This window comes from Leptotrichia sp. oral taxon 417 (assembly GCF_013394865.1).
Classification (GTDB): Bacteria; Fusobacteriota; Fusobacteriia; order Fusobacteriales; family Leptotrichiaceae; genus Leptotrichia; species Leptotrichia wadei_A.
Window position 1 is genome coordinate 2,384,076 of record NZ_JABXYV010000001.1, and the last position, 25,725, is coordinate 2,409,800.

Here is a 25,725-nt window from a genome sequence, read left to right on the forward strand (position 1 = left end):
TCTCCTAATTATCTGCTCTCTAATTTAGTTCAAAAAATACTTTATATGCTCTGTATGTTTCATACAAGTCCGCTTTTGATGAAATTTCAAATAAAGAGTGCATTGATAAAAGTGCCGGCCCTGCATCTATCGTTCTAATTCCATAGTAAGCCAGAAACTTCGCAACAGTTCCTCCTCCACCTTCATCAACTTTTCCAAATCCGCCCGATTGATATTTAATTTCATTTTTATCAAATATTTGTCTTATTTCCTGAATAAATTCAGCATCTGCATCATTTGCCATAGATTTTCCACGGCTTCCAGTATATTTAGCGAATGCCAGTCCATAAGATAGACGAGCTACATTTTCAATATCGTGAACAGATTTATACACAGGATTCATTGCAGCGGTAACATCTGATGACAAGGCTTTAGAATTCCACAAAGTTTCCCTTAATATCTGATCATTATAGTTTTTTTCTGTAAGTGAAAGCATTTTCCCAACAATATATTCAGGCAATGTCGACTTCAAGCTTGTCGAACCTTCACTTCCGATTTCTTCCTTATCTGTCAAGTAAACCATAACAGTTTTTTCTGTTTCCTCTATTTCAAGCAAAGCTCTAAGCGAAGTAAATGCACAAATTCTGTCATCTTGCCCGTATCCTCCAATCATGCTCTGATCAAGCCCCACATCTCGCAATTTCCCAGCAGGCACAACTTCCAGCTCTGCAGTAAAGAAGTCATCTTCTTCTATTCCATAATCTTTTTTCAATTTATCAAGCACAAACTGTTTTATTTTTTTATTTACATTTTCATCATTTACAGGCATATTCCCAAATAACAATTTTAACTCTTCACCTTTTATTACATCCCTTGCCTTTCTTTCATCCTGCACATTATACGACAAATGCGGCAATATATCAGGCACGCTAAACACAGGCTCATCATCCCGCTCTCCAATTGAAAGCGAAATTTTCTCACCATCCTTCAGAAAAACTACACCGTGCAATGCCAACGGAGTCGCAGCCCATTGATACTTTTTAATTCCACCATAATAATGTGTATTCAATAGTGCAAATTCTTCAGCTTCCATTATTGGATTAGGCTTCAAATCCAGTCTTGGGGAATCAACGTGGGAAACAATCATATTAATACCGCTTTTTATATCATTTCCAACAATTACCGCAATAATATTTTTATTTCTATTGTTAAAATAAATTTTATCCCCCTTTTTCAATTCACTTTTTTTATTAATATCGACAAATCCATTTTTTATAAGCTCTTTTTCTGTCAAATCTACAAATTCACGCTCAGTCTTTGCCAAATCCAAATATTTTTTATAGTCTTCAGCAAATTCAAATATTACTTTTTTTTGTTCATCTGTATAACTTTTCCACAAATTTTCCTTTGTCATTTTACTTCCTTTCCCAAAGTTTCAATTATAACAAAAACATAATAGATATATTCAACAACCCAAGTTTTTTTATTTTATTAAATTCTAAGTTTGCGTGGTTATCGAACAGATCTAATAAATCAACATTTAAATAAAAAATAACAAAAAAACGGTGGCTTGAAAAAATATCCCGAATCAGCCACCTTCTTTCCAAACTAAATTAATTTTTCGATTTATTTAATTTTATTTATCTAAATATCAAATTTATTTAACTTCGTTTAATTTCTTTTCCAATTCTTTTCCAGCTTCTTCATATCCTGGTTTTCCTAATAATGCAAACATATTTTTCTTATATGCTTCTACTCCAGGCTGATCAAACGGATTTACACCTAAAAGGTATCCACTTACTCCACATGCTTTTTCAAAGAAATAGAATGTATATCCTAAGTGATAAGGAGTTACTTCAGGAATATTTATTCCTAAGTTAGGCACATTTCCATCAACGTGCGCCAAGATTACTCCATCAGTTGCTTTTTTATTTACATAATCCAATGTTTTTCCAGCAATAAAGTTCAATCCATCAAGATTTTCCTTGTCACTTTCAATAACAAATTCCACTTCAGGTTTTCCAATAGAAACTACTGTTTCAAAAAATAATCTTTGCCCTTGTTGAATATATTGACCTAATGAGTGTAAATCAGCTGAGAAATCTGCTGAAGTTGGATACAGTCCTTTTCCTTCTTTTCCTTCAGATTCTCCAAATAATTGTTTCCACCATTCTGCCAAATAGTGAACTCTTGGTTCATAATTTACCATTAATTCCAAATCTTTTCCTTTTCTATGCAAGATGTTTCTAACAGCCGCATATTGTAAAGCCTGATTTTCATCCATATTTTTGTTTGCAAAGTCATTCATCGCATCTTTTGCTCCAGCCATTAAGTCATCAATGTCAATTCCAGCCGCAGCGATTGGTAAAAGTCCTACTGCAGTCAACACAGAAAATCTTCCTCCAACATTGTCAGGTACAACAAAAGTTTCATATCCTTCAGCTGTAGCAAGTGTTTTTAATGCTCCCTTCGCTTTATCTGTTGTAGCATAAATTCTTTTTGCAGCTTCTTCTTTTCCGTATTTTTCTTCCAGCATTTTCTTGAATACTCTGAATGCAATTGCAGGTTCAGTTGTAGTTCCAGATTTTGAAATTACATTTACTGAAAAATCTCTATCTCCAACTACATCGATTAAGTGTTGTAAGTAAACACCGCTCATATTTGTCCCTGCAAAGTAAATTTCAGGAGTTTTTCTCTTATCTTTTGGCAAGTTATTGTAAAAACTGTGTGATAAAAATTCAATTGCAGCCTTCGCTCCTAAATATGACCCCCCAATTCCAATTACAACTAAAACTTCCGAATCATTTTTAATTTTTTCAGCCGCCTTTTTAATTCTGGCAAATTCATCTTTATCATAAGTTTCAGGCAAATCAACCCATCCTAAAAAGTCATTTCCTGCTCCAGTTTTTGAAGTCAATACTTCATTTGACAATTCCACATAAGGCTTAATTTGTTTTAATTCATCTTCGTTAAAAAAATTTTTTGCAAATTGATAGCTAAAATTTAATTTCATTTTTTTTATCTCCTTAATATACAATTTTATTTTAGTCCATTGTAAAAGTTTGTAAAATTCCATTAATAAAGGTTTTATCAATTTTAATCTTCCATTTCAATTTTTTAGCAAGAGATTTTAAACTCATCACTTAAATTTTATACCCATTACTTTTACAATTTCCTAATACAATTTTATTTCCTAAATTTTTTGAAAATCAAAAAACTTTTATTTACACATAGTAACACAACCTTAAAATCGAATAAAAATAAATCTCTGTAATTTCAATTTAATATCTCGATTTTGAAGCAATTCATAAACTTGCCTGATAACCACATAGTTTTCAAATTACAAGCCACAAGCTAGTTAGCAAAATAAAAAATATACAAAAAACTTTCTTCCGTTTTAAAGTAATTTTTTACCAAACTTTTTTTCAATTAAAGTATAACAAAAAACAAACTTTTTTTCAAATTTTTCCACTTATATTTTACAATTTTAAAAATTTTTTCCTGAAATTTTAAGTTTTATTATACAAATATTCTTAATATCTAGTCAATTTCCCCTTGCTTATTGTCCCCTTCACATTAAACTTTTCATCAAAATATGTCAAATCTGCAAAATATCCCTCTTTTATAAATCCATATTTTTCATCAATAGCCACCGCTTCAGCAGGATAGGAAGTTGCCATTCTGAGTGCTTCCTCAAGCGAAATATGAACTTCTTCCACTAGATTTTGCACCCCTTTTATCATAACAAGCGAAGATCCCCCCAAAGTCCCTTCTGGAGAAATACATTTTCCATCCCTATACAAAACTCTGTTGCCTTCAAACATAAATTCCGTCATATTATCTGTTCCAGCAGGGCTAACTGCATCTGTCACAAGATAAAGCCTATCCTTCATTATTTTCTTAGCAATTTCCACAGAAGCAAAATCTATATGAAGTCCATCAACTATTATCCCGCAATTCGTAGTATCATTATTGAATAAAAATCCAACAACCCCAGGCTCTCTCGAATCCAGTCCTCTCATTGCATTATACAAATGAGTTCCGCAATTATAATATTCCTTCTTTTCTACACACTCCTTATAAGTTGCATTCGTATGCCCAATAGCCACATTAATCCCAGCATCCCTCAATTTCTTCAAATGTTCAACTTTAGCCTTTTCAGGTGCTATCGTTATTATTCTAGTAACTTCTGGTCCTGCCTTAGCTATTTTCTCAATCATCTCATCCGACAAAACTCTTATATATTCAGAACGATGAATCCCCTTTTTTTCCACACTTATATAAGGCCCTTCAATATGAAGCCCCAAAACTCCAATTTCCTCCTTATCCTCCATTCCCTTCACAAGCTCAATAGCCTTTTCTATTTTCTCATCTGGAGAAGTTATAAGCGTAGGCAAAAACGAAGTACACCCATATCTTTTATTAGTTTCATTCATTATTTCCAACGCTTCCCTAGAAATATCATCATTAAACAGCACTCCTCCGCATCCATTAATCTGCAAATCAATAAACCCTGGCGACAAAATCATCCCTTCAACATCAATAACTTCCTGATTTTCCAATTCTTTTTTATCAATCAAAGAAAAATTCACTATCTTTTTTATAAATTTCCCTTCTAAAAAAACCGCATTTTCCCCAATAAATTTCTCCCCATCAAATATCTTTGCATTTTTTATAATCATCTTAACAATAGTTCCTTTCTTTATTTTAGAATATTTTAGTCAAAGATGTTTTTTCTTATTCTACTTAATCTGTTTTTTTTTAATAACTAAATCAAATTAAAAATACCTAGACAAGCCATGGAGACAAAGGAAATGACAATTGATTTCCCTTGCTTTGAAAAAAAGAAAAAACATAAAGACTTTAGAAAAACATTCATTAACAATAAGAAAATTAATAAAACTTATTTTGCCAATTCTATCAAATATTTTTTATATTTTTCCAAATCCAAATTCTTAGCCTCAATTTCCTTAAAATACTTATAAGTCTTAACCTTTATATCCGAAGCTGCCATCTCATCAATCACCAGCACTGCCCTTCTATGCAGCTGCAAAGCCGAAATTGTCCAAAGATGATTAACTCCGCCTTCTACTCCATGATAAACTGCACGGGCCTTTTTATACCCATTTGCAAGAATCATAACTTCCTTTGAATCCATAAGCGTCCCCACACCAATTGTCAAGGCTGATTTTGGCACTTTTTCAATATCATTGTCAAAAAATCTGGAATTTGCCAAAATTGTGTCATAAGTCAAATCCTTGTCACGTGTATGTGAAGAAAGCGACGAACCTGGCTCATTAAATGCAATATGGCCATCTTCTCCAACTCCGCCCAAAAACAGCTGAATTCCGCCAGATTTTTTTATTTTTTCCTCATAGTTATGACATTCTTCCTCTAAATCTTCGGCACATCCATTTAGAATATTTATATTTTCTTTTTTTATATTAATATGCTTAAAAAAGTTCTCATTCCTGAACCTCCCACGACTAAAGTCACAGGGTTCTAAAATCTTTAAAATTATTTAAAAATTTTCTAAGAAGTTTGATAGCTTTACACTACCCTTATTCTTTTAGGCGTGTTCAGTTCACCTCTATTGTATAGGATACTTAAATCCACAACTTTACTTTTCCTTAATATGTTTAATGCTCCATTACAATCTGCATTTATGAGTTCACCTGCACTTGTTTGATATAGTCCTCTTTTTATTCTTTTTCCATTGAATATATATTCTTTTTGATTTTCTTTATCATATATTGGAATTTCATCTCCATCAAAGAAACTTGCTTTTGATGTATAACTTTCTTCTTGTAGCTTAAGTTCTATTCCATATAGTTTACATAAATATATTAATTTATCTCTTAATTTTCCATATGGTATATTTACAAAGTTCTGATTATTTATGCTTCCTATATTTGAATTTCTTTAAAAATCTTCATTATATCCTAGAACTAGTTTTCCTATATCATTATTAAGACAATAATTTATTATTATTCTTGCTGCTTTTGAAAGATAATCTTCTATACGATTATTTCTCTTTCTAGCTATTCTCTTTTGCCTCAATGTTATATGCTCTATCTTTTGCTTATCTTTTATGCTTTGTAATTTTGCATTTATCTTATTATAGTATTGATTAATAGATTTTAATTTTCTGCCGTCTATTATGAATGAAGCTCCATTATTACTAACACAAGTACAAAGATTATCTATACCTAAATCTATTCCTAGTCCATTTTCTTTATTTAATTCCCTTTGAACTTCTTCTATCTCATAAGTATATTGAATTTCAAAGTACCTAGAATGTTGTTTTGGTATTATTCTAATCTCTTTTATCTTCTTGTCTTTTAATACTGGTGGTAGCTTAATTTTAACTTCCTGATGAGTTTTCTTAAACAAATTTGAATAAGGAACTATCAGAATATCATCTTTTAATCTTACAAAACCTATAACAAGAGTTGTAAATCCATCTTTAGCAAGATATTTAGGTAATTTTATATCTTTAAAATTATATTGATCATTTTTAGCAAGTTTTAAAAGTGCAAAGAATGATTTGAAACTTCCGTCTGCTTCTTTTAGAATTTGTTGAGCCATATTAGAATTTAATTTTTTATAGTTCTCACTATTTTTAAGCATTTTATAGTTTTCGTTATAACTTAAATACTTTTTCTTATTAAAATAATACTGTCTAATATTATATATAGCTTCATTAGTTAAGTTCTTGGCTATATGAGATAAATATTTTAAATTCCTAAACTCCTTTTTACTAAGATGTTTTACCTGTTGTTTTAAAGTTAAATACATAGATATCACCTCCTTTTCATCAGAGATATTATACCATGTATTCTACATTTTATCTGTCAAAAAAGTAATATTTTTTATTTATTTTTAAATATTTTTAAAGTTTTTAAAACCCCACAACAGCGGGAAGCGTCGTTCACATAAGTGCGCTACTACTTATGCAGTTCTCTTATGAACTTCTTGTTATCTCTAACAAGCACAGACTATATCTTATCCATATCCTATTTCAAGGACTTAGGCGAAACCACTTCCAATACCAATCGCTTGTATTGTACTCCCCTCACGAGGGATAGTCGTTGAACTTTCCTTTTCAGGCTTAGCTGCTGATTGTCTATTATCATAATGTTTAGGATTTAACCTTGCACCATCTAGTATATTTTTTCTGCTTTCGCTACCATCACACTTATACCATATTTGAACGAAGGTATTATGTTGTGGTTATACTAGCTTTAAGAGTTCCCAGCAATTCAGTTTCTTTGTTGTACAGCTTCTCTCTGTATCTACATACAAGTTTCCCTATATGCTTACTAAAATTTTCGTGCAATTCATCTCACGACTAAAGTTGTGAGTGTTCTTGCACTATTTAATAAAATAGTGATAACTTTGTGGTTCTTCAGGCTTTAATCCCACATATTCATCCATATTAAAAGTTACGACATTTTCAAACGACAATATCCCTTCATTATACAAATTTATCAGTTCCCGATAAGTCGCAAGCGGTGTAGAGCCTGTAGGAAGTCCCAGCACAAAGGGCTTTTCCCTTGTAGGCTTAAATTTTAATATTTTTTTAGTAATCTGATAAGCACTCCATCTTGCCACTTCATCAGCATTTTTTAAGATAATTACACGCATTTCATTCACATCCTTAATTTAAAACTTTAAATTTTCATTAAAATGTTTCTTACTATTATTATATACCCTTTTTTTATTATGTCAAGTCCATTTTATTAAAATTTTGTTTGGAAAAATTAAAAAAAAATTGTATAATTTAATCGGTGATGATAAATAAAAAGCTGTAAATTACAGTAATTAATTAGGAGGATAATATGAAAACATATTTAGTGACAGGTGCTGCTGGCTTTATTGGCTCTAATTATTTAAAATATATTTTAAATAATTATAAAAATGATGATATTAGAGTAATTGTAGTCGATGTGCTTACCTATGCAGGAAATTTAGGCACGATTGCCAATGAACTTAAGGATGAAAGAGTAAAATTTGAAAAGGTTGATATTCGTGATCAAAGGGAAATTGCCAGAATCTTTTCTGAAAATGAAGTTGACTTTGTTGTGAATTTTGCGGCAGAATCGCATGTTGACCGTTCTATTGAAAACCCGCAAATTTTTTTGGAAACAAATATTCTTGGTATGCAAAATCTTTTGGAAAATGCAAAAAAAGCATGGACCATTGCAAAAGATGAAAATGGGTATCCAGTTTACAAGGATGGAGTAAAATATTTACAAGTTTCAACTGATGAAGTTTACGGAAGCTTGTCAAAAGATTATGACACAGCCATCGACTTAGTAATTGATGATGATGAAGTAAAAAAAGTTGTAAAAAATAGAACAAATTTAAAAACTTACGGGAAAAAATTCTTCACAGAAAAAACTGCCCTTGATCCAAGAAGCCCGTATTCAGCTTCCAAAGCAAGTGCCGACCACATTGTAATTGCCTACGGCGAAACTTATAAAATGCCAATAAACATTACAAGATGCTCAAATAACTACGGTCCTTACCACTTCCCTGAAAAATTAATTCCGCTTATGATAAAAAACGTGCTGGAGGGTAAAAAATTGCCAGTTTACGGAAAAGGAGACAATGTAAGGGACTGGCTTTATGTGGAAGATCACTGTAAAGGAATCGACCTAGTTTTAAGAAATGCTGACATTTATGAAATTTACAATATTGGAGGCTTTAACGAAGAGCAAAATATTAACATTGTAAAATTAGTTATTGATATTTTAAGAGAAGAAATTGAAAATAACGATGAATATAAAAAGGTTTTAAAAACTGACTTGCAAAATATAAATTATGATTTGATTACTCATGTTCAGGATCGGCTTGGGCACGATATGAGATATGCCATTGACCCTTCAAAAATTGCAAGAGATTTAGGATGGTATCCAGAAACAGACTTTGAAACAGGTATCAGAAAAACTGTAAAATGGTACTTGGAGCATCAGGACTGGGTAAATGAAGTAGTTTCAGGAGATTATCAAAAATATTATGAAGAAATGTACGGAAATGAATAGTTCAGTAAAAAAAATTCAAGTATATACAAATTTTATTTAATATTAAAAAAATTGATAAAGAAAGGTGATAATTTATTATGAAAAAAATTATTTTTTTGCTGGTACTTCTTTTAGGAAGTATGTTATCGAGTGCACAACAAAATGTGGTCAATATATCATTTCTAGGACTTCCGCTATATTCTAACAGAAATAGGTTAAATTCGTCTTCGATTATAGATTTTAACAATCATTCACTGATTTTTATATCAGATCAGAAAGACTGGTTCTGTTATACAGAAAATAACACTAATCGAGAAAAATGTGAATATTTAAATTTTGTTATGCATGTAGTTCGTGTTGGAGAAAGGGAGTTTGCAGTAGCTTATACGGCTTTTGAAAGTAACAAAAGAACTTCAGATGGCTATCCAGATATAGGATATAAAAAAGATGATAATCAGTTCTATTATATTGAGTTCAAAGATACGGAAATAATAGTTGGAGCAGGTTCATATGTAAAAAATGGGAAAAAATATAAGAGAGAAAACTATCAAACATATTCATTGAATGAAGTGCAGTCACTTTTGAGAAGTAAAAATACACAGATTCTACTTTCCCCAGAAAAATTCAAAAGTAGATTAAATTGGTTAATTACAACTATAAAAACAAATTATCCAAATTTTACAAATGAAAATTACGGATATATAGAAAGAAGTGGTGGAGCATATGTTTCATCAGGAAGTTCAGGTGGAAATTATGGATACGGTGGCTATGACTCTAATGTAAATTATAGCAAAAATAGAATACGTTCTTCATATTCAGGTGGTGATAATGCCACTTTGACAGGAACTTTAAGACATTTTTCAGAAATTAAGAAATTTGGTGCATTTTCGGGACAGAGAATAGATTTTTATGTTTTGGAGCTTCCAAATTCAATAACTGTAGATAATATGAGTGCCAAGCAAATTCAGTTAAATATTATTAATAATGATGGCAGATACACACGATATGTTAATAAGAAAGTAACAATTTCTGGATCGCTTCGGGTACCTGATACTTTGAATTGGCAAAGAGATATTGTATTGGACAATCCAAGTCTACAGTGAAAATAATAAAAAAATATAAAAAATAAAATGAACAAAAATCAAATCTTCTCAAACTCTAAGTTTATTTAATTTTACAAGTTTGATTAAATATTATATAAGGAGAAATTCAATGAACAATTTTACAATAAAAGAAACCCCAATAAAAGGCTTAGCAGTAATTGAGCCAAAAGTTTTTGGAGATGAAAGAGGATTCTTTATGGAAACTTATAACAAAAAATCCTTTGAAGAATTGGGACTTACAATGGACTTCGTTCAAGATAACCATTCAAAATCTAAAAAAGGCGTTTTACGTGGACTTCACTTCCAGACAAAGCACACTCAAGGGAAATTAGTGCGTGTGATAAAGGGAAGTGTTTATGATGTGGCAGTTGATTTGAGAAAGGACAGCGAAACTTTTGGAAAATGGCATGCGGTAAAATTATCTGCCGAAAATAAACTGATGTTTTATATTCCAGAAGGCTTTGCACATGGCTTTTTAACACTTGAAGATGAAACAGAATTTACTTATAAATGCACAGATTTATATGCTCCTGAATATGATAGCGGAATTTTATGGAACGATGAAACAATAAATATTGACTGGAAATTTGAAGAATTTGGAATAAACCCCGATGAACTGACAATTTCTGAAAAAGATAAAGTTCAACAGAAATTTGACAAAACAAAAAATTATTTTGGATGATTAGTCAAAGTAAAGCATTCATATGAATAACTTATTGTTTCTTTAAAAGATTTTTTAAAAATATTTTCTTTTAAATTGAAATATGAGCCACTCCTGCCTAAAAAGCGGGAGTTTTTTGAAAAATATATGCTTTTATCAATCCTGCTTAACTATTTCCACTCTGAATTTTTATCTTTTCTGTATTTGAACACCGTTTCACAATTTTTTTATTCAAATTTTCTATAACATAAGTTAAAAAATTCTTTTTATATTTTGTTAAAATTAGTAAAAAAAAGTTTACTTTTTCAAAAAACTTTTATATAATTAGGTAAAGGCTAATATAAGGTTATTGCACGTTATGCTAAATCCTATTTAAAAAATAGAATACATATCTTATTATTTTCTAGTAACGGATCAACTCCCTTCTTGGAAAAAATTTATAATAAATCTATTATTGTAATGGGAAATAGTATTAATTGAAGATAAAATCGGTATTTTATCTGTAAAAATTAAAAAAGTTAAATTATAGATAAAGAAAGAAATGTATAGTTTAAACAGATTTTTTGACTTTTAGAAAGGAAGAAATATGACAAATAATTTAAAAGAATTTAAGCAAGAATTAAAATCATTTGCTAAAAAAGTAAAAGATTTTAAATACACAGATTCAGCGCTTATCACATTTTTATTAACTGGTGCGATAGGAAAAAGTGCATCGGCTAATCACTTTTCAGACGAAAATGAAATTGAAATACAGTCAAAGGCGATAAATACTTCGATTGCACAGCAGAAAAAAGATTTCAAAAGGGCAAGGAAGGAAAATGACAAACTTACCAAAAAAACAAATTTAGAATTGATTCAGCTTATGGAACAAGGAGATCATGCGGTTAAATCACCTTGGGGCAATTGGCAATTTGGAATAAACGAATTTTACAACAATTGGCAAGGACGCTACAAAGGCCATGGAGATAAGGTCAAAGATGTTAAATATGCCAGAGATACTTCGTACAAGAAGACGGGAATTATAAAAACAGTTATAGAGAGCGATAGTGATAATGATTATAATAACAGTAATGGTACGAGCGGTGGAAATAATATAACTGGACAAGATAAAACTTTAGTAAACAGGAAAAATTTTCTGTATACCAGGGCTTCTAATAATCCTAATGACTATGTTAACGGGATTATTCGTTTAGATATGCACAGCGGGGCTAATCTTGAAAGCGAAAAAAATAAATTGGGAAACAAACTTGGAACGGCTTCATCTGAATATGCAGCTTTTGATGATGTAGCAAAAATTGCTGGCAAAATAACGAACAGTACAGAAGGGTACACTTTTATAAATTCAGGAACATATGTAATTGAAGGTGGAAATGCAGCTTTTTCTAACAGTTATGAACATATCGGAGGTAAAAATGATACGACAGTTGCTTCTGTTGTAAATACAAGCGAAGGAAATATAATAATTCATCCATATTCTGGAAATGGCGGGATATATGATTCTAATTCAGCGGCATTTATAGTTTCTCCATCGGTTATAGGAAATGGGAATCCGCAAATTTTATATAATGCCGGAACGGTGGAAATGTATAATAAAAAATCTGCAATTTTTTTCTTGAATCCAAATGGAGATTATACACGAAATCATAGTAACCACAATTACGGAGGATTTTTTGAACAGCCATATAGCAATTTAATTCCAAATCCTAGTGGAACATTTTATGATGATGACACGTTAAATCCTAGAGAAATAACAATTGTTAATAGAAATAAAATAAATACATACGGCGAAGAAAATGTAGGAGTATATGTAAAAACAGGAAAATATATAAGTTCTGCAAATCTTGATTTTAAGACAAAATCTTCAAATGGAGAATGGGCGCCATTGACTATATATGGAGATAGCAGCATCGGGCTATATGTTCCAGTTGACAAAGATTCAAAAGAAATTACTGAATTGATTCCAAACAGGGATTCTGGTCCAGTTATTGGGAATTTTGCTGTTAATTTAGGAGATTCCAGCGGAAATTCCAGAGAAATTTATGAATCAAAAAACAGCACAAATATTGATGCTCAGACTACTGCTGGTATTCCAAGCAGATTTACAGTAAACAATGACAGATACATTGACAAATCTTACGGTATTTTTGCTTCCAGCTCTGTTGACCTTGAAACATCTACTGCAAGTAAAAATATAGAAAATGGTCATCGGATAAATCTTTTTAAAAATGTAAAAGACAGCATTGGAGTATTGACTGGAGATGGAGCCGATATTAAACTTGGCGCTGGAAAAATCTCGTTAAAAGGCGGACTTGACAATATCGGTATTGTTGCTGGCGGAAGCGATACTTCAGTTTCTGGAGTTCAAAGCACGGATGGGAAAGTAAAAGGAGATGTTGTCAATATTGAAGGTGACAGCAGGAATGACAGGGGAAATATAGCCATTTATGCTGGAAATAATGCAAATAATGAAGTTGCTGTAAATGCGGTTGTTTCAAAGGATGCCACAAATTCAGTAGCGCTTATTGCAGATAAAGGGGCGAAAATTACTGTAAATGATTCTATTTCTTCTCCTTCAATAATTGGTACAAATACGACAAAAATAACAAATGCAGGAGTGCAAATATCTGGACTGGAATTTCATTATGATCCAAGCCGTGTTGATGCTAAGAATGTTTCCACAGACAATGCCGGAGCAGCTTATGCCGACAATGGCGCAGTAATAACAATGAATAGAACTTCTCTTCCATCAGCATCAAACATTTCCATAACTGGCGGAATTGATTCTCAGACTAATAAAAATACAGGATTTGGGCTTTTTGCCAATAATGGCGGTAAAATTAATGCACGGAATAACTGGATAAAAGTGACAGATGGAGCCACAAATATTGCTTCAATTAACGGTGCAAAAATTGATTTGGAAGGTGGAAAAATTGAATATAAAGGAAAGGGGTATGCACTTTATACCGACAGTACAAGCAGCTCCTCGGATGCTATTAATATGAAAGATGCGACATTAACGCTAGATGGAAAAGCTGTCGGATATGTTTATGACCAGGCTAGGCCGAATGTTATAGCTTTTAACAGCAATACAAACATTGATGTGCTTTCTGATGATGTAATAATTTCAGATTTAAAAAATTCAGCAGGACCGCTTGTCATAGATGTGGAAAATAAATCTGGCAATAACAGCTTGAAAAGCCGGCTTCTTGGAGGAAACGTGAATGTTACAAGTTCAAATGGAAAAACAGACTATAAATATGCCTTGATAGATGATGCGACAGTTCAAATAAAATCGGCAATTGATAAAGCAAATTTGATAAGCGGTTCAGACAGTGAAGTATTTACAAAAAGATTTTTATACCAAAATTCAAGATTACATATTGAAACGGAGTATGGTTCAATAAATTCTTCCTTAAATACTGCACAAATAAATGCGATAGATAACAAATTTTTAGTACCAGTCGGACTTGCAATTGCTGGAAGTTCAAGGTCAATTAATAACAGTACAACAGAAATTGGAAATAAAGGTAAAGTTTTTGTTGACAGAACAGATGCTGGGCAAGGCGGAGTAGGATTTTTGGCTGATTATGGATGGATTAATAACTATAATGCTGGATCGCTGGAAGTAGAGTATAGCAGTAATAAAGCAGTAACAGTAACACCTAATGACAAAGCAGTTGGAATGTATGGAACAAATAATTCAAATATGGTAAGTTCTGGTCCAATACGTGTTGGCGGTAAAAACTCAATTGGAATTTTAGGACTTTCTTATAAAATAGACCCTGCTACAGGTTTGGCTATCGATCCATCTAACGAACCTTATTTTAGAAGTGCTGCACATCCAGAAAATTTTGGGAAAATAGACATTATGAATTTGCCATGGGGTGTAATTACAATGTATGGGGATGGAGCGATTGGAATATTTACAAAAAATAACAGTATTGATCCTACTGTAAGATCTGTTCCATCTACATCTAAAGCCTGGCTTGTCGGTGTAAATGAAGGTACTATTACAATGGAAGGAAACAATCATGCGATAGGAATGGGATCTAATTTTGGAGCTGTTACAAATTATGAAGGTGAAGATCCTGTTACTCATGTTTATCATTCTGGGATAATTAATATACTTGGTACGCAATCGTTTGGAATGTATGGAACAAATAATACCGATTTGAAAAATTTTGGGATAATAAATGTTGCTGCAACTTCTCCTGGAAATGAATCAATAGGAATGTATGGGGATGATCCAAAGACAAAAGTTTATGTATTAGAAACTGAAAATGGAACTAGAATAAGAAACAATAGTATAATAAATGTTGGACAGTATTCTTACGGTATTTTTGTCAGAAACATAGAAATGAACGGCGGTACAATAAATGTAGGTGATAATGGAGTAGGAATTTATTCTCAAGGGCCTGATGTCAATCTTATTGCAGGAAAAATTAATGTAGCAAGCAATAATGCAGTCGGAATATACATTGATGATGCTACCGTAGAGCCAAAACCTACAATTGTTAAGGGAAATGTAGATATGAAGGTTGGGCAAAATTCAGTTGGATATTTGATAACTGCAGCAAATACTAAGACGGATATAAAAACAAAGGCATCAAGTGATGTTCATATTGGAGAAAACTCAGTTTATATTTATTCTAGAGCACCACAAAATTTAGGCGGAAAAATTGAAACTGAGTCAAAGATTGTGACTGATGGAAATAACAGCTATGGGATTTATTCATCTCAAGATTTTATAAATCGTGGAGATATTGATTTAAAATCAGGAACTGGAAATGTTGGAATTTATTCATCTCAAGGAATTGGCCAAAACTATGGAACAATTGATGTTGGTCCAAGTGATGTGACAGCTGGAAAATACGGAATTGGAATGGCAACAGGAAGTACAGCTGCATCAATGGGAACAATAGAAAACCATGGAGCAATTAATGTCACAAAAAACAGCAGTGTCGGAATGTATGCATCAGGTTCTGGTTCAAAAGCAATAAATAGAGGTACTATTAACCTGGAAGGTAATGATACAGTTGGAATGTATATTGACAATCATGCTACTGGAGAAAATTATGGAACAATTCAGACAATGCCAGCTGCAAGTGGAACTGGAATAAAAGGTGTAGTTACAAAAAATGGAGGAATCATTAAAAATTATGGAACAATACATATTGCTGGAGGTGTGGGAGTATATAACGAAGCAGCTAGCGAGTACCAAGTTCAAGGAACTAATACTTCAGCAACTGCATCTTCTGTAGGAACAGGAGTTAATAGAACAGTAGCAGAAAAATCAATAACAAAAGTTCCAGCGCATCCAAGTCCAGTATCAATACCGATTCCTGCCGTACAAAACGAAACATCAAGAGTTGACACAGATATAGCTTTGCCACAAGCACCAAAAATGCCTATTTCTGATTTTACAGGAGTTACAACATTAAATATGCCGGTGGAACAAGCAGGTCATAATTTTGATAATAGTAGCAATAACAATAATAATAGCAGCAGCAATAACACCAATAATACAATTTCAATAAGAGAAATGTCAACTATAGGAATGTATGTAGATACTTCAGGAATAAATCATACAAATCCTATCCAAGGTTTGAACAATTTACCAGGACTTACAGATGTAAATTTAATAATTGGAACAGAAGTTACCAATACTTTGAATGCAAAAGCAGTTCAAATAGGAGATGACATTCTGCAGCCGTATAATGATGCTTTGGGAAGTGCAGGGGCTAAGGTAAATGTAGATTCAGCAAGTTTGACTTGGAAAGCGCACCTAGTGGAATCTGAAAATACGGCAGCACCAATAAAAATAGTATATATGGAAAAAATTCCTTATACTGATTTTGCAAATAAAAATGACACGGATACCGGACATTTTTTAGATGGGCTTGAACAAAGATATGGAATTGAAGATATAAATTCAAGAGAAAAACAGCTCTTTAATAAGTTGAATGATTTGAGAAAAGATGAGAAAAAGATATTTGCACAGGCTGTAAACGAAATGAAAGGTTATGAATATTCAAATACTCAAGAACGTATTAATTCAACTGGGAATAAATTAGATAAGGAAATTGGATATTTACGAAACGAATGGAAAAATCCAGTTAAGCAAAATGACAAGATTAAGATATTTGGAACAAAAGATGAGTATAAAACAGATACAGCTGGAGTTATAGACTATGACAGCAATGCTTATGGAGTAGCCTATGTTCATGAAGGTGAAGCGCTTAAAATGGGAGATTCTTCCGGATGGTATGCCGGTGCTGTTACAAATCAATTTAAATTTAAAGATTTAGGAAAATCGACTGAACAAGATACAATGATTAAAGCTGGAATATTTAAAACAATATCGCCAAAAAATGATCAAAATGGTTCATTAAAATGGACAATCTCAGGAGATGTATTTGGTGGACTAAATAGTATGCACCGTAAATTCTGGATTGTAGACAATTCATTTGAGTCTAAAGCTAATTATTACACTTATGGAGCAGCTTTAAAAAATGAATTAGGCTATGATATAAGATTATCTGAAAAAACTCATTTGCGACCTTATGGAGCTTTAAAAATAGAATATGGACGATTTACAGACATAAAAGAAGATAATGGTCAAATGAACTTGGAAATTAAAGGAAATGATTATTTTTCAGTTAAGCCTGAAGTTGGAGCAGAGTTTAAATATATTCAGCCACTAACTGCGGGAACTCAACTTTCAGTCGGACTTTCGGCAGCATATGAAAACGAACTTGGAAAACTTAATAGATTAAATCAGGCTAGAGTTCGTTATACTACTGCAGATTGGTATAATTTGAGAAATGAAAAGGAAGACAGAAAAGGAAATGGAAAATTTGACTTAAATATTGGAGTGGAAAATACAGGATTTGGTGTGACAGCAAATTTAGGGTATGATACGAAGGGTAAAAATATCAGAGGCGGACTTGGATTTAAATTGAGTTTCTGATTTTTACTATTAAAATTTGATATAATTGTTTAGCAAGGAGCCATCTCATAAGTGAGATATGCTCCTTTTTTAAAAAAAAGACAGAAAAACTTCCTTCACTAAATAAAAAGTCTTTCTGTCTAAATTATTTCTATTAATCAAACTGGAATTAATCTATTTTTTCTGATAAACTCTTACATAATCAACTTTCATCTCTGTTGGAAAGTCAACATCTCCATCTTCTCCAGTTTTTTTACTCAAAGCCACATTTATCATTATAAAATATGGTTGGTTAAATGGATTTTGCAATCCTTTTTTCTCTAATTCCTTGTAGGTAAATCTTTTATATACTTTATTGTTAAATAACCATTTTATTTCTTTGTCATCCCATTCTACAGCATAAGTATTAAAATTTGTCAACTTTTCTTTAGACCATTTGCCTATTTTATAGTCACTGCCTTCAAATGATTCATAAGTATTGTCACTTCTTAGAACATGAGCTGTACCTGTAACACGGTTCATTTCACCGCCATCAGTTTCCACTATGTCAATTTCACCGTTTGCTAGTTTTCCAGCAGCCTGAGAATATCCTTCAGGCCATAGCCAAAATGCAGGCCAAGTTCCAATCCCCTTAGGCATAGCCGCTCTCATTTCGATTTTACCATATTTAACATTATAAAGATTTCTTGTGTGAATTGCTCCTGAACTATAAAGAATTTTTCTTTCAACCCCATCCACATTTACTTTTTTATCATTTTCCTTTTTCAATGTTATAACCATATTACCATTTTCAACTTTAACATTATCTCTCAAATAATACTGTTTTGCATCAAATCCATACTGGTTTACCAATTTCCCATTTTCATCAACATAATTACCAGCATTCCAAGGATTTCCATTTTCCCAGTAAGCCCACTTTGTACTGTCTAAACGATCTCCATTAAACTCATCATCCCAAACTAATTTCCAACTTTTACCTTTTACTTTAGAAATGAATTTATCTAACTTTCCTTTTTTAGCTTTTACACTATTTTCAACTTTATTTAAATTCCCTTCAATTTTTTCTTTTGCCTGAACCACACTTGTTTCAACTTGCTGAGAACTTATTGTATTTTGGCTATCTCCTGCAGCAAATGCCATATTTCCCATTAGCATAAGCAAAACTGCTCTAAAAAAAATATTTTTTTTCATATTCTGTATCTCCTTTTTTAATTTATGAATCGAACTCAAAAAACTATAACTATTTTACTCAAACTTTAAGTTTATACATTTTTAACAGTTAAATTTTAGATAAATTTGAATATATATTATGCTTTATTATAGCACTTTAATAATAAGAATTTCAACATTTCAGTCAAATTTATACTATTCCCCATTTAAATTATTTTAATTATTTGAAAATAAATATTAGGTTTAATCTACTGAAAAGATTTATAGCATATCCGTTATTCAAATAAGGTTTAGTATTAATTATAAATTCCTTCTAGCAAAGTAAATTGTTTTTTATTAATAACAAAATAAACTACAATTTTTATTTTTTATATTTACTCATACAATTTCTATTTTTTACTTTTCTCTCCTTATCAAAAAACCATCCCCACTTATTAAAATACTTAATTGCCGATTTTACGTGAAACATCATTAATTTTCTTGATTTATACGAAGCTTTTCCATGCTCATGAAATATTTCAGCTTCCGGAAAATAAATAACTTTGTATTTCTGTCCAATTCTTCGACACAAACTGAATTTCCCTTCAAAATCTCTAATTCTTGGCCCTATTTGCCCAATTTCATTATGATTTTTCATATATTCAACAATTTTTTCAATTATATTCTCCTCGAAATAAATATCCGCATTAATAATCAAATGAAATTCTGATATTTTAGAATTACTGATTAATTTATTAATAACTACATTATGTCCAGCTCCAAATCCTTTATTAGAATTATTAAAAATATATTCTATTCTAGCATCATCAGTCTTTTCAAAAAAAAACTTCAAATTATCTGTTTCTGAATTATCTGATATCCACAACTTAAAATTCAACTTAATCTTTTGAAAACACTTAATTATCCTTTCCAAATCGCTTGCTGGTGTATTATATGTTACAATACAGGCTGTAAAATCATACATAAATAACCTCGTTTATCTTTATTTATAAAATTCCTCATAAAACAAAAAATGGCGTCCCCGGTTGGACTCGAACCAACGACCCTCTGATTAACAGTCAGATGCTCTAACCGGCTGAGCTACGGAGACACACATATTTAAAAAAGTTTGGCAACTACCTATCTTCCCAGGACGAATCCAAGTATTTTAGGCACTAACAGACTTAACTGCCGGGTTCGAAATGTTTCCGGGTGTATCCCTGTCGTTATCATCACCAAACTAGATATATATACTGTCCATTAAGACAATGAGAAATAAATAGCAGCAGCAAAAGATTATCTTAAAAGCAGACGTAATATTAGTACTAGTCAGCTAAATGCATTGCTGCACTTACACCCCTAGCCTATCGACCATATGTTCTCTATGGATACTACGAATATTCATCTCAAAGCCGGCTTCCCGCTTAGATGCTTTCAGCGGTTATCCGTACCAGACGTGACTACTCAGCCATGCCACTGGCGTGACAACTGATACATCAGAGGTCTGTCCAACCCGGTCCTCTCGTACTAAGGTCAGATCTTTTCAATATTCAGGCGCCTGCAGTGGATAGGGACCGAACTGTCTCACGACGTTCTGAACCCAGCTCGCGTGCCTCTTTAATGGGCGAACAGCCCAACCCTTGGGACCTTCTCCAGCCCCAGGATGAGACGAGCCGACATCGAGGTGCCAAACACTTCCGTCGATATGGACTCTTGGGAAGTATCAGCCTGTTATCCCCGGGGTAGCTTTTATCCGTTGAGCGACGGTCCTTCCATGCGGAACCGCCGGATCACTAACTCCTACTTTCGTACCTGCTCGACCCGTCAGTCTTGCAGTCAAGCTCCCTTATGCGTTTGCACTCTTAGGCTGATTTCCATCCAGCCTGAGGGAACCTTTGAACGCCTCCGTTACTCTTTGGGAGGCGACCGCCCCAGTCAAACTGCCCACCTAGCACTGTCTCCGTTGCCAGATTAGAATTCCGACAGCATATGGTTGGTATTCCAACAGCGACTCAGCAATGGCTGACGCCATCACATCACAGTCTCCCAACTATCCTATACACACATTGCCAGAACCCAATGCCAAGCTACAGTAAAGCTCCACGGGGTCTTTCCGTCCTACTGCAGGTAGCCGGTATCTTCACCGGCATTACAACTTCACCAGGTCTCCAGCCAAGACAGCTCTCAAATCATTTCACCATTCGTGCAGGTCGGAACTTACCCGACAAGGAATTTCGCTACCTTAGGACCGTTATAGTTACGGCCGCCGTTCACCGGGGCTTCAAATCGGAGCTCTCACTCCTCCTCTTAACCTTCCGGCACTGGGCAGGTGTCAGCCCATATACGTCGCCTTTCAGCTTAGCATAGACCTGTGTTTTTGGTAAACAGTTGCTTGAGACTCTTCACTGCGGCCTGTTTCCCCTGGGAGCGTTTCTCTCCTTCAGGTATGTCAGGCACCCCTTCTCCCGAAGTTACGGGGCTATTTTGCAGAGTTCCTTAGCTAGAGTTATCCTGTCGGCCTTAAGTTTCTCACTCTGTCCACCTGTGTCGGTTTACAGTACGGGCGCTGCTTCTCATCGATAGAAGTTTTTCTTGGCAGTGTAGGATCTGCGACTTATGCAAATGCACTTCCCCGTCAGGTCTCACGTTTAGGCGTGCGGATTTACCTGCACGCCCACGCTGGGCCCTTAGAAAGGCTAAACCGTCAGCCTTCTCGCATACCTTCCTGCGTCACTCCGTCTCTCAAGCGATAACAGCGGTACAGGAATATTAACCTGTTTTCCATTCGCCATCACAATTTTGCTTATGCTTAGGTCCCGACTTCCCCAGGGCGGACAAGCCTTCCCCTGGAAACCTTGGACTTCCGGCCGGCGGGATTCTCGCCCGCCTTCTCGCTACTCATTCCTGCATTCTCGCTTCTGATACCTCCAGGACGGCCTTGCGGCATCCCTTCGACGGCCTACAGAACGCTCTCCTACCAAGATACGGTGTATCTTCCGCAGCTTCGGTTTATGTCTTAGCCCCGTTACATCTTCGGCGCAGGCACTCTCGACCAGTGAGCTATTACGCACTCTTTCAAGGCATGGCTGCTTCTAAGCCAACCTCCTGGTTGTCTATGAATGTCCACCTCCTTTCCCACTTAGACATAATTAGGGACCTTAGCTGGCGGTCTGGGCTGTTCCCCTCTCGTCCGAGGACCTTGTCATCCACGGACTCACTCCTGAACATGATATATGGTATTCGCAGTTTGCTTGATTTCGGTAAGCAGTACGCCCCCTAGATCATACAGAGCTCTACCCCCACATATCTCAGTTCAAGGCTGCACCTAAATGCATTTCGGAGAGAACGAGCTATCTCCTAGTTCGATTGGCTTTTCACCCCTAGACCTATCTCATCTCCCAACTTTTCAACGGCGGTGAGTTCGGCCCTCCACTGAGTCTTACCTCAGCTTCAGCCTGGACAGGCCTAGATCACTAGGTTTCGCGTCTATGACTGGCGACTTGACGCCCTATTAAGACTTGGTTTCCCTTCGGCTCCGTCTATTAACCTTGCCACCAGCCATAACTCGCAGGATGATTAACCAAAATCCACGCAGTCACACATAAAGTGCTCCTACCGTTTGTAAGCACACGGTTTCAAATTCTGTTTCACTCCCTTGCTCAGGGTTCTTTTCACCTTTCCCTCACGGTACTCTTCACTATCGGTCAGCAACAGTATTTAGCCTTACGTGATTTGGTCCACGCTGATTCACGCCAGATTCCTCGTGCCTGACGCTACTCGGGTGCTTCCAGTCTCCATATATGTTTTATGTTCTACAGGACTTTCACCTTCTTTGGTTCAGCTTCCCAACTGATTCTACTTACACATATATAGATTAAACATTATGACAATCCGTTAATGGAAGTCCCGCAACCCCGTGCCAGCAACGCTGTCCGCTTGACACTGGCACGGTTTAGGCTTTTCCCTGTTCGCTCGCCGCTACTTGGGGAATCGTTTTTACTTTCTTTTCCTCCTGCTACTTAGATGTTTCAGTTCGCAGGCTTGCCGTTTTCACGCATGCCCTCCAGGCATGCAGGTTTACCCATTCGGAAATCCGGGGATCAATGATTATGTGCATCTTCTCCCGGCTTATCGCAGCTTATCACGTCCTTCGTCGGCTGTTGCTGCCTAGGCATCCTCCGTGTGCCCTTATTAGCTTTTATATCCAGAATAACTTTTTACTCTAGTTTAGTTATAATCTTTTACCTACTATTCATTTCCCATTGTCCTAACAGTTATAAAGATATATAAAGAAGCAGTGCTTGTTTCTCCTTAGAAAGGAGGTGATCCATCCGCACCTTCCGGTACGGATACCTTGTTACGACTTCACCCCAATCACTATCCACACCTTAGATGCTTTCCTCCTTGCGGTTGGACCGGCAGCTTCAGGTGCAGACAACTCTCGTGGTGTGACGGGCGGTGTGTACAAGACCCGAGAACGTATTCACCGCAGCATTGCTGATCTGCGATTACTAGCGATTCCAGCTTCATGAAGTCGAGTTGCAGACTTCAATCCGAACTTGGACCGGCTTTAAAGATTGGCTTGGCGTTGCCGCCTTGCGGCTCTCTGTACCGGCCATTGTAGCACGTGTGTAGCCCAGATCATAAGGGGCATGATGACTTGACGTCATCCCCACCTTCCTCCTGCTCTTCGCAGGCAGTCTTGCTAGAGTTCCCAACCTAATGATGGCAACTAGCAATAGGGGTTGCGCTCGTTGCGGGACTTAACCCAACATCTCACGACACGAGCTGTCGACAGCCATGCACCACCTGTCTCTGCGTTCCCGGAGGCACAGCCTGCTCTCGCAGGCCTTCGCAGGATGTCAAGATCTGGTAAGGTTCCTCGCGTTGCGTCGAATTAAACCACATGCTCCACCGCTTGTGCGGGTCCCCGTCAATTCCTTTGAGTTTCAGCCTTGCGGCCGTACTCCCCAGGCGGATTACTTATCGCATTAGCTTCGGCACGGACACTCTTCATGCCCACACCCAGTAATCATCGTTTACAGCTAGGACTACCAGGGTATCTAATCCTGTTTGCTCCCCTAGCTTTCGCACTTCAGCGTCAGTTACCGTCCAGTGAACTATCTTCATCATCGGCATTCCTGCACATATCTACGAATTTCACCTCTACTCGTGCAGTTCCGTCCACCTCTCCAGTACTCTAGCCACATAGTTTCCAGGGCAGGCTTGCGGTTGAGCCGCAAGTTTTCACCCCAGACTTATCTGGCCGCCTAGATGCCCTTTATGCCCAATAATTCCGGATAACGCTTGCGACATACGTATTACCGCGGCTGCTGGCACGTATTTAGCCGTCGCTTCTTCTGCAGGTACCGTCATTTTTTTCTTCCCTGCTGAAAGCACTTTACAATCCGAAAACCTTCATCGTGCACACAGAATTGCTGGATCAGGGTTGCCCCCATTGTCCAATATTCCCCACTGCTGCCTCCCGTAGGAGTAAGGGCCGTATCTCAGTCCCCTTGTGGCCGTCCACCCTCTCAGGCCGGCTACCTATCATCGCCTTGGTGGGCCGTTACCCCACCAACAAGCTAATAGGACGCAAGGCTCTCCTGCAGCATCTCTTTTCATCAGGCTGGACATGAGCCCGCCTGACTTTACCAGGTCTTATCAGTCGTTTCCGTCTGTTATCCCTGACTGCAGGGCAAGTTCCTTACGCGTTACTCACCCGTCCGCCTTGGCTAGGCTGTGCAAGCACAGCTTCGCCAAAGACTTGCATGTGTTAAGCATTCTGTCAGCGTTCATCCTGAGCCAGGATCAAACTCTTCATTCAATATATTTACATATATTTAAATTTCACCTAATTTAGTCTTGACGTTATCTTTTTCAAGATACTTGACTTTGTTGATTATACACTTAATTGCTTCTTTACATTATTAATATCTCTATTGTCCGTTGATACATTTTCGTATCGACAAGATATATATTATCATAAAAGAAAATATTTGTCAACTACTTTTTTGAAATTTTTTTCAAATTTTCTCAACGGTGTATTCTCAAGTAAAGTGTAACAAAAAATGTATACTCATTATTTCTTCAAACACTTTATCTCTTTTCTACTTTTCTTTCAAATATTTTTCTATACCATTCACTATTCCTAATACCATTTTATTCTGATATTCTGATGTTGACATTTTTTTATCTTCTGCGGGATTTGACATAAATCCTAATTCAATTAATGTATTAGTTACTTTCGACCAATTTGTACCTGTAAGGTCATCTCTATATGAAACCCCGCGATTTTTTGCTCCTGTTGATTTTATGTATTCAGATAGAACATCATGTGAAAATTTATCGCTGGATTTTTGAACACTTTGTGTGTAGCGATTTTTTTGTGAAGAAGTTAATACTGAAGCTCCATTTACAGAAGAATTATCTACTCCATCTGCATGAAGTCTTACATACAACGAGCATCCTGCTTCATTTGTTTTAATTGCACGTTCTTTATTACTGATATTTACATCATTTGTTTCACGTACCATAAACACTTTATAACCCTTACCTTGTAATTCATCTCTTAATTTTAATCCTACTTCAAGCACAAGCTGATATTCATATTTTTTCGTTGCTACTCCCATTGCTCCAGATGAAACTTTTGGCTTTTTTTCCAATGAGCCTGGTGCAACTTCTTCTAAGCCTGGATCTCCTTTTATTTGATGTCCAGGATCAATACAAATTAATTCTTTTTTTCCAACATCTGCAATATGGTTTGTATTTTCAGTATTTATTGGAGCAACTGCTGTTGTACTTAATGTTAATATTGATAACATCTTTTTTATTATATTTATCATTCCTTCTATCATA

At 35.0% G+C, this 25,725-nt stretch carries 11 protein-coding genes, 1 tRNA gene, 3 rRNA genes and 3 pseudogenes; 4 read left to right on the top strand and 14 right to left on the bottom strand.

The features are described 5' to 3' along the window. Positions 1-19: 19 nt before the first annotated feature. The 7 genes and pseudogenes from HW276_RS10990 to HW276_RS11020 form a co-directional block, all read right to left on the bottom strand. On the bottom strand, positions 20-1,393 hold the full coding sequence (locus HW276_RS10990) for an aminopeptidase (protein WP_178938452.1): 1,374 nt from the start codon (positions 1,391-1,393) through the stop codon (positions 20-22). Positions 1,394-1,636: 243 nt separating this feature from the next. Next, the gene (locus HW276_RS10995; protein ID WP_178938453.1) at positions 1,637-2,992 is read right to left on the bottom strand and encodes a glucose-6-phosphate isomerase; all 1,356 of its coding nucleotides are present in this window, start codon (positions 2,990-2,992) and stop codon (positions 1,637-1,639) included. A 520-nt stretch (positions 2,993-3,512) separates the two neighbouring features. Next, positions 3,513-4,661 (bottom strand): N-acetylglucosamine-6-phosphate deacetylase, encoded by a 1,149-nt coding sequence (nagA, locus tag HW276_RS11000; RefSeq protein ID WP_178938454.1) that lies wholly within the window; start codon positions 4,659-4,661, stop codon positions 3,513-3,515. Positions 4,662-4,882: 221 nt separating this feature from the next. Then, a pseudogene (gene nagB / locus HW276_RS11005) lies at positions 4,883-5,455 on the bottom strand (glucosamine-6-phosphate deaminase); the annotation flags it as partial. 74 nt (positions 5,456-5,529) lie between these two features. Further along, positions 5,530-6,777, bottom strand: a pseudogene (locus HW276_RS11010) (RNA-guided endonuclease InsQ/TnpB family protein). Between the two features lie 424 nt (positions 6,778-7,201). Next, on the bottom strand, positions 7,202-7,318 hold the full coding sequence (locus HW276_RS11015; protein ID WP_147004471.1) for a MarR family transcriptional regulator: 117 nt from the start codon (positions 7,316-7,318) through the stop codon (positions 7,202-7,204). Between the two features lie 41 nt (positions 7,319-7,359). Then, positions 7,360-7,626: pseudogene (locus HW276_RS11020) on the bottom strand (glucosamine-6-phosphate deaminase); the annotation flags it as partial. A 194-nt stretch (positions 7,627-7,820) separates the two neighbouring features. Here HW276_RS11020 and HW276_RS11025 point away from each other — a divergent pair. The 4 genes from HW276_RS11025 to HW276_RS11040 all read left to right on the top strand — a co-directional run bounded on the left by HW276_RS11025 (position 7,821) and on the right by HW276_RS11040 (position 17,739). Next, complete coding sequence (locus tag HW276_RS11025) at positions 7,821-9,026, top strand: dTDP-glucose 4,6-dehydratase (protein ID WP_178938456.1); 1,206 nt, start codon at positions 7,821-7,823, stop codon at positions 9,024-9,026. A gap of 77 nt (positions 9,027-9,103) precedes the next feature. Continuing rightward, positions 9,104-10,108, top strand: a complete 1,005-nt coding sequence (locus tag HW276_RS11030; RefSeq protein WP_178938457.1) for a hypothetical protein — start codon at positions 9,104-9,106, stop codon at positions 10,106-10,108. A 109-nt stretch (positions 10,109-10,217) separates the two neighbouring features. Beyond that, complete coding sequence (rfbC, locus tag HW276_RS11035) at positions 10,218-10,790, top strand: dTDP-4-dehydrorhamnose 3,5-epimerase (protein WP_178938458.1); 573 nt, start codon at positions 10,218-10,220, stop codon at positions 10,788-10,790. 565 nt (positions 10,791-11,355) lie between these two features. Next, entirely contained in the window at positions 11,356-17,739 is a 6,384-nt protein-coding gene (locus HW276_RS11040; protein WP_178938459.1) for an autotransporter-associated N-terminal domain-containing protein, read from the top strand. Between the two features lie 153 nt (positions 17,740-17,892). Here HW276_RS11040 and HW276_RS11045 read toward each other — a convergent pair whose 3' ends face one another. The 7 genes from HW276_RS11045 to HW276_RS11075 all read right to left on the bottom strand — a co-directional run bounded on the left by HW276_RS11045 (position 17,893) and on the right by HW276_RS11075 (position 25,724). Continuing rightward, positions 17,893-18,909, bottom strand: a complete 1,017-nt coding sequence (locus HW276_RS11045; RefSeq protein ID WP_178938460.1) for a family 16 glycosylhydrolase — start codon at positions 18,907-18,909, stop codon at positions 17,893-17,895. 340 nt (positions 18,910-19,249) lie between these two features. Then, positions 19,250-19,852, bottom strand: coding sequence for a glycosyltransferase (locus HW276_RS11050; protein WP_178938461.1), 603 nt, complete (start codon positions 19,850-19,852; stop codon positions 19,250-19,252). 49 nt (positions 19,853-19,901) lie between these two features. Further along, positions 19,902-19,978: transfer RNA gene (locus HW276_RS11055), tRNA-Asn, on the bottom strand. A 16-nt stretch (positions 19,979-19,994) separates the two neighbouring features. Further along, positions 19,995-20,107: ribosomal RNA gene (gene rrf, locus HW276_RS11060) — 5S ribosomal RNA — on the bottom strand. A 59-nt stretch (positions 20,108-20,166) separates the two neighbouring features. Then, positions 20,167-23,069, bottom strand: a 23S ribosomal RNA gene (locus HW276_RS11065). 113 nt (positions 23,070-23,182) lie between these two features. Further along, positions 23,183-24,694, bottom strand: a 16S ribosomal RNA gene (locus tag HW276_RS11070). The 16S, 23S and 5S rRNA genes sit together here with 1 tRNA gene alongside, the layout of an rRNA operon. A 283-nt stretch (positions 24,695-24,977) precedes the next feature. After that, the gene (locus HW276_RS11075) at positions 24,978-25,724 is read right to left on the bottom strand and encodes an N-acetylmuramoyl-L-alanine amidase (protein WP_255460470.1); all 747 of its coding nucleotides are present in this window, start codon (positions 25,722-25,724) and stop codon (positions 24,978-24,980) included. Between the last annotated feature and the right edge of the window lies 1 nt (position 25,725).

Bases quoted from the DNA above. Each gene is read 5' to 3' on its own strand.
- HW276_RS10990 (WP_178938452.1), bottom strand. From the start codon at position 1,393: ATGACAAAGGAAAATTTGTGGAAAAGTTATACAGATGAACAAAAAAAA.
- HW276_RS10995 (WP_178938453.1), bottom strand. From the start codon at position 2,992: ATGAAATTAAATTTTAGCTATCAATTTGCAAAAAATTTTTTTAACGAA.
- nagA (WP_178938454.1), bottom strand. From the start codon at position 4,661: ATGATTATAAAAAATGCAAAGATATTTGATGGGGAGAAATTTATTGGG.
- HW276_RS11025 (WP_178938456.1), top strand. From the start codon at position 7,821: ATGAAAACATATTTAGTGACAGGTGCTGCTGGCTTTATTGGCTCTAAT.
- HW276_RS11030 (WP_178938457.1), top strand. From the start codon at position 9,104: ATGAAAAAAATTATTTTTTTGCTGGTACTTCTTTTAGGAAGTATGTTA.
- rfbC (WP_178938458.1), top strand. From the start codon at position 10,218: ATGAACAATTTTACAATAAAAGAAACCCCAATAAAAGGCTTAGCAGTA.
- HW276_RS11040 (WP_178938459.1), top strand. From the start codon at position 11,356: ATGACAAATAATTTAAAAGAATTTAAGCAAGAATTAAAATCATTTGCT.
- HW276_RS11045 (WP_178938460.1), bottom strand. From the start codon at position 18,909: ATGAAAAAAAATATTTTTTTTAGAGCAGTTTTGCTTATGCTAATGGGA.
- HW276_RS11050 (WP_178938461.1), bottom strand. From the start codon at position 19,852: ATGTATGATTTTACAGCCTGTATTGTAACATATAATACACCAGCAAGC.
- HW276_RS11075 (WP_255460470.1), bottom strand. From the start codon at position 25,724: ATGATAGAAGGAATGATAAATATAATAAAAAAGATGTTATCAATATTA.